15 protein-coding genes and 1 pseudogene are annotated in these 14,348 nt (G+C 69.8%); 5 read left to right on the top strand and 11 right to left on the bottom strand.

The genetic code is table 11. The annotated features are described in order from the left end of the window. Positions 1-84: 84 nt before the first annotated feature. The 3 genes from ACFWIW_RS20740 to thyX all read right to left on the bottom strand — a co-directional run bounded on the left by ACFWIW_RS20740 (position 85) and on the right by thyX (position 2,823). Positions 85-1,596: a serine/threonine-protein kinase gene (locus ACFWIW_RS20740; protein WP_378369924.1), complete on the bottom strand. Its 1,512-nt coding sequence runs from the start codon at positions 1,594-1,596 to the stop codon at positions 85-87. A gap of 82 nt (positions 1,597-1,678) precedes the next feature. After that, positions 1,679-2,071 (bottom strand): ACT domain-containing protein, encoded by a 393-nt coding sequence (locus tag ACFWIW_RS20735; RefSeq protein ID WP_007029375.1) that lies wholly within the window; start codon positions 2,069-2,071, stop codon positions 1,679-1,681. Next, entirely contained in the window at positions 2,071-2,823 is a 753-nt protein-coding gene (thyX, locus tag ACFWIW_RS20730) for an FAD-dependent thymidylate synthase (RefSeq protein WP_034312167.1), read from the bottom strand. Before thyX ends, ACFWIW_RS20735 begins: the two co-directional genes overlap by 1 nt. A 133-nt stretch (positions 2,824-2,956) precedes the next feature. On the opposite strand from thyX, the gene ACFWIW_RS20725 reads away from it, so the two are divergent. Continuing rightward, on the top strand, positions 2,957-3,487 hold the full coding sequence (locus ACFWIW_RS20725) for a toxin-antitoxin system HicB family antitoxin (RefSeq protein ID WP_378369923.1): 531 nt from the start codon (positions 2,957-2,959) through the stop codon (positions 3,485-3,487). Between the two features lie 11 nt (positions 3,488-3,498). Further along, on the top strand, positions 3,499-4,407 hold the full coding sequence (locus tag ACFWIW_RS20720) for a DUF4097 domain-containing protein (protein WP_378369922.1): 909 nt from the start codon (positions 3,499-3,501) through the stop codon (positions 4,405-4,407). A 126-nt stretch (positions 4,408-4,533) separates the two neighbouring features. Here ACFWIW_RS20720 and ACFWIW_RS20715 read toward each other — a convergent pair whose 3' ends face one another. Then, positions 4,534-5,754 carry a winged helix-turn-helix domain-containing protein gene (locus ACFWIW_RS20715; protein WP_378369921.1) on the bottom strand — a complete coding sequence of 407 codons (1,221 nt, stop codon included), beginning with the start codon at positions 5,752-5,754 and terminating at the stop codon, positions 4,534-4,536. A 114-nt stretch (positions 5,755-5,868) separates the two neighbouring features. Between ACFWIW_RS20715 and ACFWIW_RS20710 the strand changes: the two genes are divergently transcribed. Beyond that, the gene (locus tag ACFWIW_RS20710; protein WP_378369920.1) at positions 5,869-6,429 is read left to right on the top strand and encodes a GNAT family N-acetyltransferase; all 561 of its coding nucleotides are present in this window, start codon (positions 5,869-5,871) and stop codon (positions 6,427-6,429) included. A 66-nt stretch (positions 6,430-6,495) separates the two neighbouring features. Here ACFWIW_RS20710 and ACFWIW_RS20705 read toward each other — a convergent pair. Further along, positions 6,496-6,798, bottom strand: a pseudogene (locus ACFWIW_RS20705) (GtrA family protein); the annotation flags it as partial. A 254-nt stretch (positions 6,799-7,052) separates the two neighbouring features. Between ACFWIW_RS20705 and ACFWIW_RS20700 the strand changes: the two are divergent. Together ACFWIW_RS20700 and ACFWIW_RS20695 are read left to right on the top strand one after the other, a co-directional pair. Next, positions 7,053-7,574 carry a YqaA family protein gene (locus tag ACFWIW_RS20700; RefSeq protein ID WP_378369919.1) on the top strand — a complete coding sequence of 174 codons (522 nt, stop codon included), beginning with the start codon at positions 7,053-7,055 and terminating at the stop codon, positions 7,572-7,574. Between the two features lie 52 nt (positions 7,575-7,626). Continuing rightward, entirely contained in the window at positions 7,627-8,289 is a 663-nt protein-coding gene (locus tag ACFWIW_RS20695; RefSeq protein WP_378369918.1) for a GNAT family N-acetyltransferase, read from the top strand. Here ACFWIW_RS20695 and ACFWIW_RS20690 read toward each other — a convergent pair. The 6 genes from ACFWIW_RS20690 to thpR form a co-directional block, all read right to left on the bottom strand. Then, the gene (locus ACFWIW_RS20690; protein ID WP_378369917.1) at positions 8,286-8,735 is read right to left on the bottom strand and encodes a tetratricopeptide repeat protein; all 450 of its coding nucleotides are present in this window, start codon (positions 8,733-8,735) and stop codon (positions 8,286-8,288) included. The genes ACFWIW_RS20695 and ACFWIW_RS20690 overlap by 4 nt on opposite strands. Further along, on the bottom strand, positions 8,732-9,478 hold the full coding sequence (gene dapB, locus ACFWIW_RS20685; RefSeq protein WP_378369916.1) for a 4-hydroxy-tetrahydrodipicolinate reductase: 747 nt from the start codon (positions 9,476-9,478) through the stop codon (positions 8,732-8,734). Before dapB ends, ACFWIW_RS20690 begins: the two co-directional genes overlap by 4 nt. After that, positions 9,475-10,839 carry a M16 family metallopeptidase gene (locus ACFWIW_RS20680; RefSeq protein WP_378369915.1) on the bottom strand — a complete coding sequence of 455 codons (1,365 nt, stop codon included), beginning with the start codon at positions 10,837-10,839 and terminating at the stop codon, positions 9,475-9,477. Before ACFWIW_RS20680 ends, dapB begins: the two co-directional genes overlap by 4 nt. A gap of 103 nt (positions 10,840-10,942) precedes the next feature. Further along, positions 10,943-13,201 carry a polyribonucleotide nucleotidyltransferase gene (locus ACFWIW_RS20675; RefSeq protein ID WP_378369914.1) on the bottom strand — a complete coding sequence of 753 codons (2,259 nt, stop codon included), beginning with the start codon at positions 13,199-13,201 and terminating at the stop codon, positions 10,943-10,945. A gap of 235 nt (positions 13,202-13,436) precedes the next feature. Then, positions 13,437-13,706, bottom strand: coding sequence for a 30S ribosomal protein S15 (gene rpsO / locus ACFWIW_RS20670; RefSeq protein ID WP_003084034.1), 270 nt, complete (start codon positions 13,704-13,706; stop codon positions 13,437-13,439). Positions 13,707-13,835: 129 nt separating this feature from the next. Beyond that, positions 13,836-14,345, bottom strand: coding sequence for an RNA 2',3'-cyclic phosphodiesterase (gene thpR, locus ACFWIW_RS20665; protein ID WP_378369913.1), 510 nt, complete (start codon positions 14,343-14,345; stop codon positions 13,836-13,838). Positions 14,346-14,348 lie beyond the last annotated feature (3 nt).

Raw genomic sequence — 14,348 nt, 5'->3', positions numbered from 1 at the left:
GGACCCCTTGCCGACGTGGTCGTTCCCGAGAATGCGGGAGATTTTCCGCGACGAAGGCGAACTCGGCGCAAACTCTGGCGTGAGCTATTTGACCTTGGTCGTGATCTGCGAGGGGATCTGGCTCCCGTCGGTCTTGGCGAGCAGGCAGTAGTAGCCCCGCGAGTAGGTCGACGAACTCGAGTCGTTCTTGTCCACGGGCCGCTTCCACTCCGCCTCGGTCGGGACGACCGCCCGCCAGGTCAGCGAGGCCCGCTGTACCGCGGGCACGACGTTCGAGTTGAAGGTCGCCGAGCAGGTCGCCTCGGCGATCCGGTTGACCGCTTCCGCTCCCGGGTACTCGGCGACCTGCGCGTCGTCGTCGCTGGAGGACTCGACTTCGAGCAGTGCCCGCTTGGCGAAGATCTCCAGCAGGTGATCCTTGTCGCAGCTGACCCCGTCGTTCAGGTTGATGCCCTCTTTGAGCGGCACGTTGTAGCAGTCCCCGGACGAACCGAGCTTGACCTGGCCGTTGATGCCGTACGTCAGCGTCGCCTGCGCCTGCGAACTCCCCTCGGGCGCGGCCATCCAGCGGCCGAGGAAGATCCCGCCGACGAGGGCGCCGATCACGGCCACCGCGGCGAGGCTCAGCCACAGCGGGCGCAGGTTGCGCTTCGCCGGGGCCGGGGCGAGCCGGGTCATCGGCTGGCCGGACTGCGGCATCATCGCCGTGCCGCCCGAGGGCGGCGTCGGCTGGGCCTGCACGCCTTGCGCGGCCGCGAGCAGGCTGCGCACCTGGTCGTAGGACATCCGCGCCTCGGGTTTGGTGACCAGCAGGCCGAGGATCGCGGCGGCCAGCGGGCCCTGGACCCGGGTGAGGTACGGGGCCTCGGTCATGATCGCGTGCAGGGTCGCGGCGGTGGTCGACCGTTCGAACGCGACGATGCCTTCCGCGGCGAAGAACAGTGTCGTGCCCAGCGACCAGAGGTCGGATTCGGGCATCGCGTCGCGGCCCTCGACCCGTTCCGGCGCCATGAACGCGGGCGAGCCGACGATCATGCCGCTGGTGGTCAGGCGCGGGTCGTCGGCGGCGTGCGCGATACCGAAGTCGGTGAGCTTCACCCGTCCGTCCGGCGCGACCATGATGTTCGCGGGTTTGACGTCGCGGTGCACGATCCCGGCGGCGTGCGCGGCCCGCAGCGCGGACAGCACCCGCTCCCCCACCAGCGCGACCTGCTGGGCGGGCAGCGGCCCGCGGTCGCGCACCAGATCGGCCAGCGTCGGCGCCTCGACCAGCTCCATCACGATGTAGGTGGCGCCGTTCTCGGTGACGACGTCGTACACGGTGACGACGGCCGGGTCGTTGAGGCGGCCACCGGAGCGGACCTCGCGCAGCATCCGCTCCGACAGCACCGAAGCGTCCTCGGGGGCGTTCGGGAACTTCAGTTCCTTGATCGCCACCTGACGGCCGATCACCTGGTCCTGCGCACGCCAGACGATGCCCATCCCGCCGCGGCCGAGCTCGCCCAGCAGGGCGTATCGGCCGGCGACGATCCGCGCGCCGGTGGCCTGCTGCGTCTGCTGGGGCGGCCCGTACGGACGGGTCTGTTCGTCGGTCAAGGTTCGGTGCTCCTTCGGTTCGCGCAGGATGCTAACTCGGACCCGTTCGCGCTCCGAAAGGTTCCTTCGCCCGGCAGGTGAATCAGACCGTGACCTCGTGCCCGGCTTCCCGGAGCGCCTTCACCGCGCGCTCCAGTTCGGAAGCCCGGACCAGCACGTGGTCGGTGTCGAAAGTGGACATCGAGAACAGCGCCACCCCGGCGGCGGCGAGCTCGCTCGACAACGCCGCGATGATGCCGGTCAGCGTGAAGGCCAGCGGTCCGCGGACCGAGAGCAGCCGCCAGCCGTCCTCGACGGTGGCCCCGGCCGGCGCGAGACCGGCCGGGCAGATCACCGACAGCTCTTCCGGCGTCCGTGTGAGGGAGATCAGCACGGGCTCGCCGGGGTCGAGCAGGTTCGCCGGAACCGGCGCGTCCGGGGCGAGGCGGGCGACCGCGTACTCGCCGGGCCGGACGTCGATCGCGAGGCGTCGCATCAGCCCTCGAGAACCTTCGGGCTGGACGCGACCTCGGTGCCGTCGGGCAGCGCGGAGATGGTGAAGTCCGCGAACACGTTGCCCGACGCCTTCTGCAGCTCGCGCAGGCACTCGATGGCCAGGGCGCGGATCTCGACGTCGGCGTGCTCGGTGGCGCGCATCGCGATGAAGTGCCGCCAGGCGCGGTAGTTACCCGTCACGACGATGCGGGTCTCGGTCGCGTTCGGCAGCACGGCGCGGGCGGCCTGACGGGCCTGCTTGCGGCGCAGGGTCGCGCTCGGCACGTCGGCGAACTTCTCCTCCAGCCCGGCGAGCAGCTCGGTGTAGGCGTCGACGGCGGCCTGCGACGCGGCGAGGAATTTCGCGTGCAGCTCCGGGTCCTGCGCGATGACGTCGGGCTCGACGAACGCGGCGTCGCGCTCCGGCACGTAGCGCTGCGAGAGCTGCGAGTAGGAGAAGTGCCGGTGGCGGATCAGCTCGTGCGTCAGCGACCGGGAGATGCCGGTGATGTAGAAGCTGACGGAGCCGTGCTCCAGCACCGACAGGTGGCCGACGTCGATGATGTGCTCGAGGTAGCCGGCGTTGGTGGCCGTCTTCGGGTTCGGCTTCTTCCAGGACTGGTAGCAGGCCCGGCCCGCGAATTCGGCCAGCGCCTCACCACCGTCGGCATCGGTCGACCACGGTACGTCGGACGGCGGGAAGAACTCCGTCTTCGCGATCAGCTGAACCTTGGGTGACACGGTCTCGGCCACGTTCGCACTCCTTTTCGACCCCTGCTCCACGACTCCGGGCAGCCTAACCGCAACTATGTTTGACGCCGGGGCGACATCACGGTGACGTCAGGTCTCCTTGACGTGACATCACAAGTGACGTCATAGTGGCGTCATGGATCTGACGCCGTACATCACAAGCCTTCGCGAGGATCTCGCGAACACGGCTTCGGCCGGCGACGAGCAGACGCGGCGCGCTGCCGCGCTGCTGTCGTCGGCGCTGGAGCCCGCCGCCCGCCTGACCATCATGAACGCCCTCGCCGACCTCGCCGCCGAAGTGACTTCGGCGCTGCCGGGGCACGTCGTCGACGTCCGGCTCGACGGCCGCGATGTGCGCGTCGTCGTCACCGGCTCCGGCTCCGCGGAGGGCGCCGAGCGGTCCGCACCCCGCCAGGAGGCGCCGCGGGAGACCCCGCGCGCGCCCAAGGTGGACACGGGCGACATCACCCGCATCACGCTGCGCCTGTTCGAGCAGGTCAAGGGCCAGGCCGAAGCCGCGGCCGCCTCGCAGGGGGTTTCGCTGAACACGTTCGTCTCGCAGGCCGTCCAGGGCGCGCTGGGCAAGAGCGGGAGCGAGCACTGGCAGCACAAGCAGAAGCCGGGCGGCGGTGCCGGTTCACACCTGCACGGCTGGGTCCAGGGCTGAGGGGGACGGAAATGACCGAGGAAAGCATTCCCGCCGGTGAAGAGACCGTGCGCGTCGAGGACTTCGAGGCCGAGGGCCCGATCGAGGTCGACGTGAGCGTGGCCATCGGCCGGGTGACCATCGAGCTGACCGGGGAGAGCGGCGTCCACGCCGAGGTCCGCCGCGACGGCGGCGAACAGCAGCCGTGGGTGGACGGGATGACGAGCCTGCTCAGCTGGGTCGGGGAACGTTTCGGCGACCAGCTCGGCGGTTCGCCGGTGGGGTCGGTGGACGACGCCGTGGCGCAGACGCGGATCGAGAAGGTCGGGAACCGGCTGGTCGTCCAGGCGCCGAAGGCCTGGCAGCTGAAGAACGTCCCGCTCGCCGTGACCGTCCGGGCGCCCGCCGGTTCGCATCTGGAGGTGCGGGCCGGGGCGGCCGACGTGACGGTCACCGGCTCCGCCGGGCGGGCCGACCTCCTGACCGGCGCCGGCAAGATCGCCCTCGAACGGGCCGACGGTTCGGCGATCGTCCGCACCGGCACCGGCGACATCAAACTCGGGCCGACGCAGTCGGGCCTGCAGCTGCGCACCGGCAGCGGCTCGGTCGAGGCGGCCTCGGTGAGCGGTTCGGCCACGGTCGCGACCGGCACCGGGAACGTCTGGCTCGGCGAGGTCGCGGGCGAGGTACTGGCGCGCACCGGCAGCGGCTCCCTCTCGGTGGCGGACGCCGCCTCCGGGACGCTGGAGCTGACCACCGGATCGGGTGAAGTCCGGGTCGGGATCCGCGGCGGTGTCCAGGCGGAGATCGACCTCTCGTCGACGACCGGTTCGGTGTCGAGCGAACTGGAGGTCGCGGAGACCGCGCCTTCGGAGGTCTCGCTGAAGGTGCGGGCGCGCACCGGCACCGGTGACGCGGTGGTGACCAGCGCGGCCAGCTGAGCCGCGGACCACAGGGGGATCGAGGGACCTTTGCTCGCACTTTTCCACGGGGGTGGGAGCAAAGGTCCCTCGTGCGTGGTCGTGAGTGGTAAGGACGGTTAGAACCGTCCTTACCACTCACGAGGCTCAGCGCACGAGGCGCGAGAGCACCGGAGCGAGATCGCCCCGCTCCCCCACCGCGACCCCGTCCAGCCCCTGCCATTCCGCCATCAGCCGCAGTTCGCCCGCCAGCTCACTCGCGACCCGCGCGACATCCACCCCAGGTTCGGCGAAGGCGCCCTGGACGCGAAGCACCCCGGCGGCACGGTCGCATTTGAGGTCGACCCGGCCGACGAGTTCGCCGTCGAGCAGGAACGGGAACACGTAATACCCGTAGATCCGCTTCGGCTCGGGCACGTAGATCTCGATGCGGTAGAAGAAATCGAAGATGCGCTCGGTGCGGGCCCGTTCCCAGATCAGCGGGTCGAACGGCGACAGCAGGGCCCGGCCGGCGACCGACCGTGGTGCTTTCGCCGCGAAGTGCCGGTACGCCGGGGCGGGCCAGCCGTCGACGGTCACCGGCTCCAGCACGCCCTCCTCCACCAGCTCCGCCACCGCCCGCTTGCTGACGTCCGGGCCAAGGCGGTAGTAGTCCCGCAGATCCCGTTCGGTGCCGATGCCCAGCGCGACGGCCGCACGGGTGATCAGTTCGCGGGCGCCTTCCTCCGGGCTCACGGTCCGCGACAGGATCTCCGGCGGGACGACGCGTTCGGTCAGGTCGTACAACCGCTCGAACGACCGGCGCGTGCCGGTGGTCAGCTGGCCCATGCCGAAGAGCCACTCACAGGCCTTCTTGACCTCCGACCGCTCCCACCACGAGCCGGGCTTCGAACCGCCGGACTTTCCCTCCAGCGCGCGCTCGATACCGCCCGCGCCGATCGGTCCGTGTTCCTTGATCACGGTCAGGATGTCGTCCACCAGCTGGGGCGATTGCTCCACCACCCGCGCGTAGTTCGTCCACCAGCCCATACGCTTCGCCCCGGACCGCAGGAACGGCCAGTCCGCCACCGGCAGCAGGCTCGCCTCGTGCGCCCAGGTCTCCACCAGCATCCGGGGTTTGCGCGCGGAATGGGACCAGGCCGCGTCGTCCACCAGCGCGGGCTCGTACGCGCCGAGCCGGGAGAACAACGGCATGTAGTGCGCGCGGACCGCGACGTTCACCGAATCCAGTTGCAGCAACTGGATCCGCGACAACACGCGCTGCAGATGCCTCCTCGTCACCGCTCCACCGGGACGCGCGTCGGCGAACCCTTGTGCGGCCAGGGCGATCCGGCGCGCGACCGGACCGCTGATGGTCGTAGTGCTCATCGTCGGAATGGTGCCATCCACCACCGACAGTTTTCGGCGGCACCGTTAACTCCACCTTCCTCCCCACCCCCACCCTCAACGGATGGAGCTTCGCTCCGCTGTAGGTTTCCTGCCATGGCCGCCGCCGAAGTCCGCCCAGCAGTCGTGTCCGACGCCCCCGAGATCGCCCGTATCCAACGCGACACCTGGCGAAGCGCCTACACGGAGCTGCTCGGCGAAGCGGCCGTCGCCGGCCTCGACATCGAGGAACTCGAAAAGACCTGGACCGAGACGATCGAGTACCCGGGCACGCGTGTCTTCCTCGCCACCGAAGGCGAGTACACCGTCGGTTTCTGCGTCGCAGGCCGCGCTCCGGTGGGCGAGGTCGCCACGGCCGACGGTTCGCTGCCCGACGACGCGTCGACGACGGCGCTCATCGCCTCGCTCCTGGTCGAGCCGCGCTGGGGACGGCGCGGGCACGCCGGACGCCTGCTGGCGAACGCGTCCGCCTGGCTGCGTGAGGACGGCGCCACCCGCGGGATCAGCTGGGTCGCCCAGACCGATCACGCGTCACTGGGCTTCTTCCGCCGAGCGGGCTGGTCGCCCGACGGGACCGTCCGCATCCTCGACACCGGAAGCACGAACGTGCGCGAAGTCCGGCTCACCGGCGGCCTCGACCTCGAGCTCACTCCCTGACTTCGCGAACACGACCCAGCGCATCACCGAGTACATGAACACGCCTTCGCACGCCCCGGCGATGAGCCGGGACAGGCGGTAATCGACGCCCAGCGCGGCCAGTCCCGCGCCGACGCCGAGCAGGAACGCCACGTAGTTGATCACGATCGCGATGACGTACAGCACCGCCTGCCTGCCGACGGGCGCGTGCGAGCGGAAGTTCATGCTGCGGTTCAGCACGAAGCTCAGCCCGAACGCCGTCGCGTAGGCGAGCGTGATCGCCAGCCACACCGGCAGGCCGAGCCAGCCGCGGAGCAGGGTCAGCAGGATCAGGTCGACCCCGAAGGTGAACCCGTTGATGAGCGCGAAACCGAGGAAACTCGGCGCCACCAGCCGGGAAAGCCCGAAGGGGAGGCGCCGCACCACGGCCGCGCAGAAGTCGGCGAAGCGATCCGCGAAACCCTTGCCGCGGACCGCGTCGTGCACGTCGGCCACGGCTCCAGCATGGCAGCGGCAGGTGGCCGCGAACCGACGAACAGGTGATCTTCTGGTGCGGCCCCGAGGCCGGGAACGGGGGCTGGCCCCAGTGCGTCCAGGTTTTCAGCTGATAACTTGGAGAGAACGAAGATAACGGGGAGGCAACGATGGTGGGCTGGTTGCTCCTGTCGTTCGGCGTCGCCTTCGGTTCCGCGATCCTCCCCGTGGTCAGCATCGAGATGTTCCTCATCGGCCTGTGCGCGAGCCAGCCGACGATGCCGTGGCTGCTGCTCGGCGCCATCGTCGCGGCCGGTCAGGTGGGCGGGAAGACGCTCTACTACCTCGCCGCGAAGGGCACCATCAAGCTGCCGAAACCGCTGCACGACCGCCTGCACCGCGAGCGGCCGCCCACCCCGCGCCGGGAGCGGTGGCGGGCACGCACCAAGAAGATGCGGGCCAGGCTCGACGCCCTGCGCGAGCGGTGCCATCGGCATCCGCATTGGATGGCGGGCACGTACGGCGTGAGCTCGATCGTCGGCCTGCCGCCGTACATGGCCACGAGTGTGCTCGCGGGCCTGGTGCGGATGCCGCTGGCGACCTTCCTGGCCACCGGTTTCGTGGGCCGCTGGCTGCGGTTCAGCCTGCTGGCCGCCTCTCCGGCCCTGTTCGCGGGCTGGTTCCACTACTGAGCCCGGAAATTGGAGTGCGCGCCGGAGCGGCGGGCCCCTAGGGTTTTCGCCCATGCCGACCTCGTTCGCGTATCCGCCGTTGAACGTGCAGGTGCACACACCCCGGCTTTCCCTGCTGGGGGCGACGGACGAACTCCTGGAGCGGTTGATCCCGACGGTCCGCGAGGGCGTGGTCACCGAACCACCGTGGCCTTTCGACGATCCCGCCTCGCTCTACGAAGACAGCCCGGAGCGCGAATGGCGCTGGCTGCGCGGGATCTGGCGGGGCCGGGGCCAGGTGAGCGAGAGCCAATGGCGGCTGTACTTCGTCGTGGTCGTCGACGGAGAGCCGGTCGGTATGCAGGACCTGATCGGCATCGATTTCGCCACGTTCGGCACGGTCACCTCCTTTTCCTGGCTCAGCCCGGACATGCGGGGCCGCGGCCTGGGCAAGGAGATGCGGCAGGCCGTGCTCCAGCTGGCCTTCGAGGGCTTCGGAGCGCGTGAGGCGTCCAGCGACGCCTTCTTCGACAACCAGGCCTCGAACAGCGTCTCGCAGGCACTGGGCTACGCACCGAACGGCGTCACCTGGGACACCCGGCGCGGCGAACCCGCGCGGATCAAGCAATGGCTGCTGACCCGCGACCAGTGGCGGCGCCGGGACGACATCGAACTCGTCGCCGTCCGCGAATGCCTGCCCGTCCTCGGGATCACGCCCCCGCAATCAGAGGACTAAGTGCGGGAGGCGGCTTCGAGTTCCACGGCGCGCCGCATCGTCGCACGGGCCCGCTTCCGGTCCCCGGCGATCTCGTACGCGTACGCCAGCCGGTACCAGACGCGCCAGTTCTCCTGATCCGCCTCGACCTCGGCGCGGCGCTCGTCGAACCAGGCGTCCGCGGCGTCGCGATCCACCCGACCCGAAGGCCTGCGGGGCAGATCGGAGACGTCGGGCAGGCCGCCTTCCTCTTCCAACCGCCGCGAAAGCCGCTGGATCTGGATACCGGACCGCCAGGTGGTGACGATGATCCAGATCCCGAGCACCGGCAGCAGCAGGACGCCGATGCCGAAAAGCACCGGCACCGTCTCGCCGGTGCGCAGCAACGCGATGGCCCGGCCCGCCAGCAGGACGACGTAGACGGCGAGCGCCGCCGTCATCACCAGGGCGAAGTTGCGGGCCCTCACAGGTCGAGGATGTTCTCGAGACCGACCGTGAGGCCGGGCCGCGTGAGCACCGAGCGCACGCCGAGCAGCACGCCCGGCATGAACGACGTGCGGTGCAGCGAGTCGTGCCGGATGGTCAGCGTCTCGCCCTCGCCACCGAACAGGATCTCCTCGTGCGCCACCAGCCCGGGGAGCCGGACCGAGTGCACGCGGACGTCGTCGACGAGCGCGCCGCGGGCACCGTCCACTTCGGACGTCGTCGCGTCTTCACCGGGAGCGAGACCGGCTTCCGCACGGGCCTCGCCGATCAGCCGCGCGGTGTGCGCGGCGGTGCCGGACGGCGCGTCGGCCTTGCGGTTGTGGTGCAGTTCGATGACCTCGGCCGAGTTGTAGAACCGCGCCGCCTGCTGGGCGAACCGCATCGCCAGCACCGCGCCGAGCGCGAAGTTCGGCGCGATGAGCACGCCGAGCGACGGGTCGGCGGCGAGCCACGAGCGAAGCTTCTCCAGCCGCTCCTCGCTGAACCCGGTGGTGCCGACCACGGCGTGGATCCCGTTGCCGGTCAGGAACTCGAGGTTGTCCATCACCGCGTCGGGATGGGTGAAGTCGACGACGACCTGTGCCTGCTTGAGCGCCGAGAAGTCGTCACCGGCGTCGAGCGCGGCGACGAGCTCCATGTCGTCGGCGCCGTCGACGGCGTTCACCACTTCCTGGCCCATCCGGCCGCGTGCGCCCAGCACGCCGACGCGAATCCCAGCGGTCATGATGCGATCACCTCGTGCAGATCGTCCGGAAGGTCGTCGGCGTGAGCGTACGGCCCGACCACCGCCGCCGCCGAGACGCCACCAGGGCGGGCGAGCAGAGTGCGAGCGAGCGCACAGACCTCTTCGGTGGTGACGGCGTCGATCCGCGCCACCGTGTCGTCGACGCCGAGATAGCGGCCGTAGTTCAGTTCGTTCTTGCCGATCCGCGACATCCGCGACGAGGTGTCCTCCAGGCCGAGCACGAGCCCGCCCCGCAGCTGCCCCTTCGCCCGCGCGACCTCGGCCTCGCTCAGCCCGTCCTTGCCGACGAGTTCGAGCACCTCGCGGATCACGCCGGCGACCTCGCCGAGCTTTTCCGGCTGGCAGCCCGCGTACACGGCCATGTGCCCGGCGTCGGCGTAGCTCGCGACGGACGAATACACCTGGTACGCCAGGCCGCGCTTCTCGCGGACCTCCTGGAACAGGCGCGAGCTCATCCCGCCGCCGAGCGCGGCGTTGAGCACCGACTGGGCGAACCGCCGGTCGTCGTGCCGCGACAGCGAACGCAGGCCGAGCATCACGTGCGCCTGCTCGGTGTCGTCGGTGTGCAGCGCGAGTTTCGGCGCCATCGCGATCCGCGCCCGCCCGCCCCGCGGCGGCACCGGGGTCGCCGCCCCGGTCAGCCGGTTCCGCAAAGCCTTGCGCACCAAGCGAAGCACCTGGCCGTGCTCGATGTTCCCGGCGACCGCGAGCACCATCCGCGGCAGCGTGTAGCGACGCCGGTAGAACCCGCGCAGCGCCGAAGCGGACATCTCGACGATGGACTTCTCGCTGCCGAGCACCGGCCGCCCGAGCGCGTGGTCGCCCAGTATCGCGCCGACGAACGTCTCGTGCAGCAGGTCTTCGGGGTCGTCGTCGCGCATCGAGATCTCTTCGAGCACGACACTGCGCTCGGTCTCGACGTCCTTGTCCGTGCACAGCGCCTCGAACACGACGTCGGTGACGAGGTCCATCGCGAGCGGCAGGTCCTCGTCGAGCACCTGCGCGTAGTAGCAGGTGTGCTCCTTCGCGGTGAACGCGTTGAACTCCCCGCCGACCGCGTCGATCTCCTCGGCGATCTGGGTGGCGTCCCGGTTCGTGGTGCCCTTGAAGAGCAGGTGTTCGAGATAGTGCGCCGCGCCCTCGACCGACGACGGTTCGTCACGCGATCCGACGCCGACCCACAGCCCGACCGTCACCGACCGGGACGCGGGGACGTGCTCGGTGATGACCCGGAGGCCACCGGCCAGCACGCTGCGCTTGACCACCGCGCCGTCCGGAGTGGACTCGAGGGTGCGGGTGCTGCCGACGGGCTGTTCGTGCCCGGAGATCTGACGAGCCATGGATCCTTCTGCCTCACGTGCCGTGAAGGCCACCTTGAGGGACTCAGAGTCCCTCAAGGTGGCCTTCACGGATCACTTGGTGCTGTGGAGCGAAGCGGGACTGCTACGCGTCGGCCTTCGGGGCCTCGGCCTTGTCGCCCTCGGCGGGCTTCTCGGCGGCGTCGGCAGCGTCGTCTTCCTTGACCACGATCAGGCTGATCTTGCCGCGGTTGTCGATGTCGGCGATCTCAACGCGGAGCTTGTCGCCCACGTTGACCACGTCCTCGACCTTGGCGATCCGCTTGCCGTTGCCCAGCTTCGAGATGTGCACCAGGCCGTCCTTGCCCGGCAGCAGCGAGACGAACGCGCCGAACGCGGCCGTCTTCACCACGGTGCCGAGGAAGCGCTCGCCGACCTTGGGCAGCTGCGGGTTGGCGATGGCGTTGATCTTGTCGATCGCCGCCTCCGCCGACGGGCCGTCGGCCGCGCCCACGTAGATCGTGCCGTCGTCCTCGATGGAGATGTCGGCGCCGGTCTCCTCGGTGATCGAGTTGATCATCTTGCCCTTCGGGCCGATGACCTCGCCGATCTTGTCCACCGGGATCTTCACGCTGGTGACGCGCGGCGCGTACGGGCTCATCTCGTCCGGGCCGTCGATCGCCTCGGCGATGACCTCCAGGATGGTGAGGCGAGCGTCCTTCGCCTGCTTCAGCGCGGCCGCGAGGACCTCCGACGGGATGCCGTCGAGCTTCGTGTCGAGCTGCAGCGCGGTGATGATGTCCTTGGTGCCGGCGACCTTGAAGTCCATGTCGCCCATGGCGTCTTCGGCGCCCAGGATGTCGGTCAGCGCGACGTAGCGGGTCTCGCCGTCGACCTCGTCGGAGATGAGGCCCATGGCGATACCGGCGACCGGCGCCTTCAGCGGGACACCCGCGTTCAGCAGCCCCATGGTCGAGGCGCAGACCGAGCCCATCGAGGTGGAGCCGTTGGAGCCCAGCGCCTCGGAGACCTGGCGGATCGCGTACGGGAACTCGTCCCGCTTCGGCAGGACCGGGACCAGGGCGCGCTCGGCGAGCATGCCGTGGCCGATCTCGCGCCGCTTCGGCGAACCGACGCGGCCGGTCTCGCCGGTGGAGAACGGCGGGAAGTTGTAGTGGTGCAGGTACCGCTTCGTGGTCTCCGGGGAGAGCGAGTCGATCTGCTGCTCCATGCGGAGCATGTTCAGCGTGGTGACGCCCAGGATCTGGGTCTCACCGCGCTCGAACAGCGCGGAACCGTGCGCCCGCGGGATCACGGCGACCTCGGCGGCGAGCGAGCGGATGTCGGTCAGGCCGCGGCCGTCCATGCGGATCTTGTCCGTGAGGACGCGCTTGCGCATGATCTTCTTCGACAGGGCCTTGAACGCCGCGCCGATCTCCTTCTCGCGGCCCTGGAAGGCTTCGCCCTCACCCAGGCCGACCTTCTCCAGCACCGCGGCCTTGACCTGGTCGGTCGCGTTGTCGCGGTCCTGCTTGCCCGCGATGGTCAGGGCGTTCGCGAGGTCGTCGGTCGCGATGGCGGCGACGGCGTCGTACGCGTCCTGCTCGTAGGCGAGGAAGACCGGGAACTCGCCGGTCGGCTTGGCGGCCAGCTCGGCCAGCTGCTGCTGTGCCTCGCACAGCACCTTGATGAACGGCTTCGCGGCCTCGAGGCCCTCGGCGACCGAGACCTCGTCCGGCGCCTTGCTCCCCGCGGCGATCAGGTCGAGCGTCTGCTCGGTGCCCTCGGCCTCGACCATCATGATGGCGACGTCGTCACCGACGATCCGGCCGGCGACCACCATGTTGAAGGTGGCCTGCTCCAGCTGCTTCCAGGTCGGGAACGCGACCCACTGGTCCTCGATCAGCGCGACGCGGACGCCGCCGACCGGGCCCGAGAACGGCAGGCCGGCGATCTGGGTCGAGGCCGAGGCCGCGTTGATCGCGAGCACGTCGTACGGGTCGTCCGGGTTGAGGCTCTGGACGGTGATGACGACCTGGATCTCGTTGCGGAGACCGTCGGCGAACGACGGGCGCAGCGGCCGGTCGATCAGGCGGCAGGTCAGGATCGCGTCGGTCGACGGGCGGCCCTCGCGGCGGAAGAACGCGCCGGGGATGCGTCCGGCGGCGTACATCCGCTCCTCGACGTCCACGGTCAGCGGGAAGAAGTCGAAGTGGTCCTTCGGGTGCTTCGACGCGGTGGTCGCCGAGAGCAGCATGGTCTCTTCGTCGAGGTACGCGACGACGGCGCCGGCGGCCTGACGGGCCAGGCGGCCGGTCTCGAAGCGAACGGTGCGGGTGCCGAAACGGCCGTTGTCGATCACGGCTTCGGTTTCGTGCACGGTGACTCCGGTGGAGTCGGTCATAGGGTGTATCTCCTCTTTTGATCCTCTGTAACGGCGCGAGTCTCCCACCCTGGGACCTGTTTCGCCTGCGGACGCTCGAGGAGTGAGGCCGGTCTTCGATCGAAGCCCCCGGGCCGTTGCCCGGGAACCACTACCGAGGACCGGCGGACGGTTCCTCGTGCGCGCTCGCGCCGCGTGTCTCTGTACTTGGACCGAGGGGGAGCGACCGATGTGGTCACTCCCCCTCGGGTTCGAGCTATCGGCGCAGGCCGAGGCGCTGGATCAGCGCACGGTAACGCTCGATGTCCACCTTCATCACGTAGTTCAGCAGCCGGCGGCGGCGGCCGACCAGCAGCAGAAGCCCGCGACGGGAGTGGTGGTCGTGCTTGTGAGCCTTGAGGTGCTCGGTGAGGCCGACGATGCGCTTGGTCAGCAGCGCGACCTGGGCCTCCGGGGATCCGGTGTCCGAGTCGTGCACGCCGTACTCGGCAAGGATCGACTTCTTTTCTTCGGTGGACAAAGCCACAGTGGTGCTCCTAGATACTCTGTGCCGTGCGGCCCGGACGATGTCTTCACGCCGGGTGAGACGGTCACGGCCGCCACGGACTGCAGCCGGACCCAATCATCGAGGCTACCAGCCTCGTGATCAGCGGCTTCAGTCGCGGGCGTGGTTCAACGCGTACGACCGGATCACCCGGTAGCGCGACCCGCCCCGCTCACGGTCACTGCTCATCAGAACGGCCTCGGTCGCCGTCCAAGTCTCACTGGTGAACCCGGCCAGCCGCTCCTCCCACGCGCTCGCGGCGTCCGGCCGGTCGCGGGGGAAGCGGGCCAGTGTCAGGTGGGCCACGTACGGCCTGCCCTCACTCCCGGCGCCGGCCTTCGTGGCCAGCTCGTGGAGCCCGGTTCCGGACACACTCAACCACAGCACCCCGGGGAATGTCGCGGCCTTTTCCAGCCGGAGGCCGACCGGGCCCGCGCCCGCCAGCCGTCCGGCGAGCCATTCGCCGCGTTCCACCGGGTCGTCCGCGCCGTAGAAACCGAGGGTGATGTGCCAGTCCGCCCGCGGCGACCAGCGGAAATCGCCTTCTTCGGGCGTTCCGAGCGCGGCGGCGACCTCGTCGAGGACGTCGTCCGGCGGGATCAGCGCGCTGAAGAGTGTCATGGG

This window comes from Amycolatopsis sp. NPDC058340, assembly GCF_042723975.1.
Taxonomy (GTDB): Bacteria; Actinomycetota; Actinomycetes; order Mycobacteriales; family Pseudonocardiaceae; genus Amycolatopsis.
The sequence above is the reverse complement of the archived record's forward strand: the minus strand, read 5'-3'. Positions and strand labels throughout refer to the sequence as shown.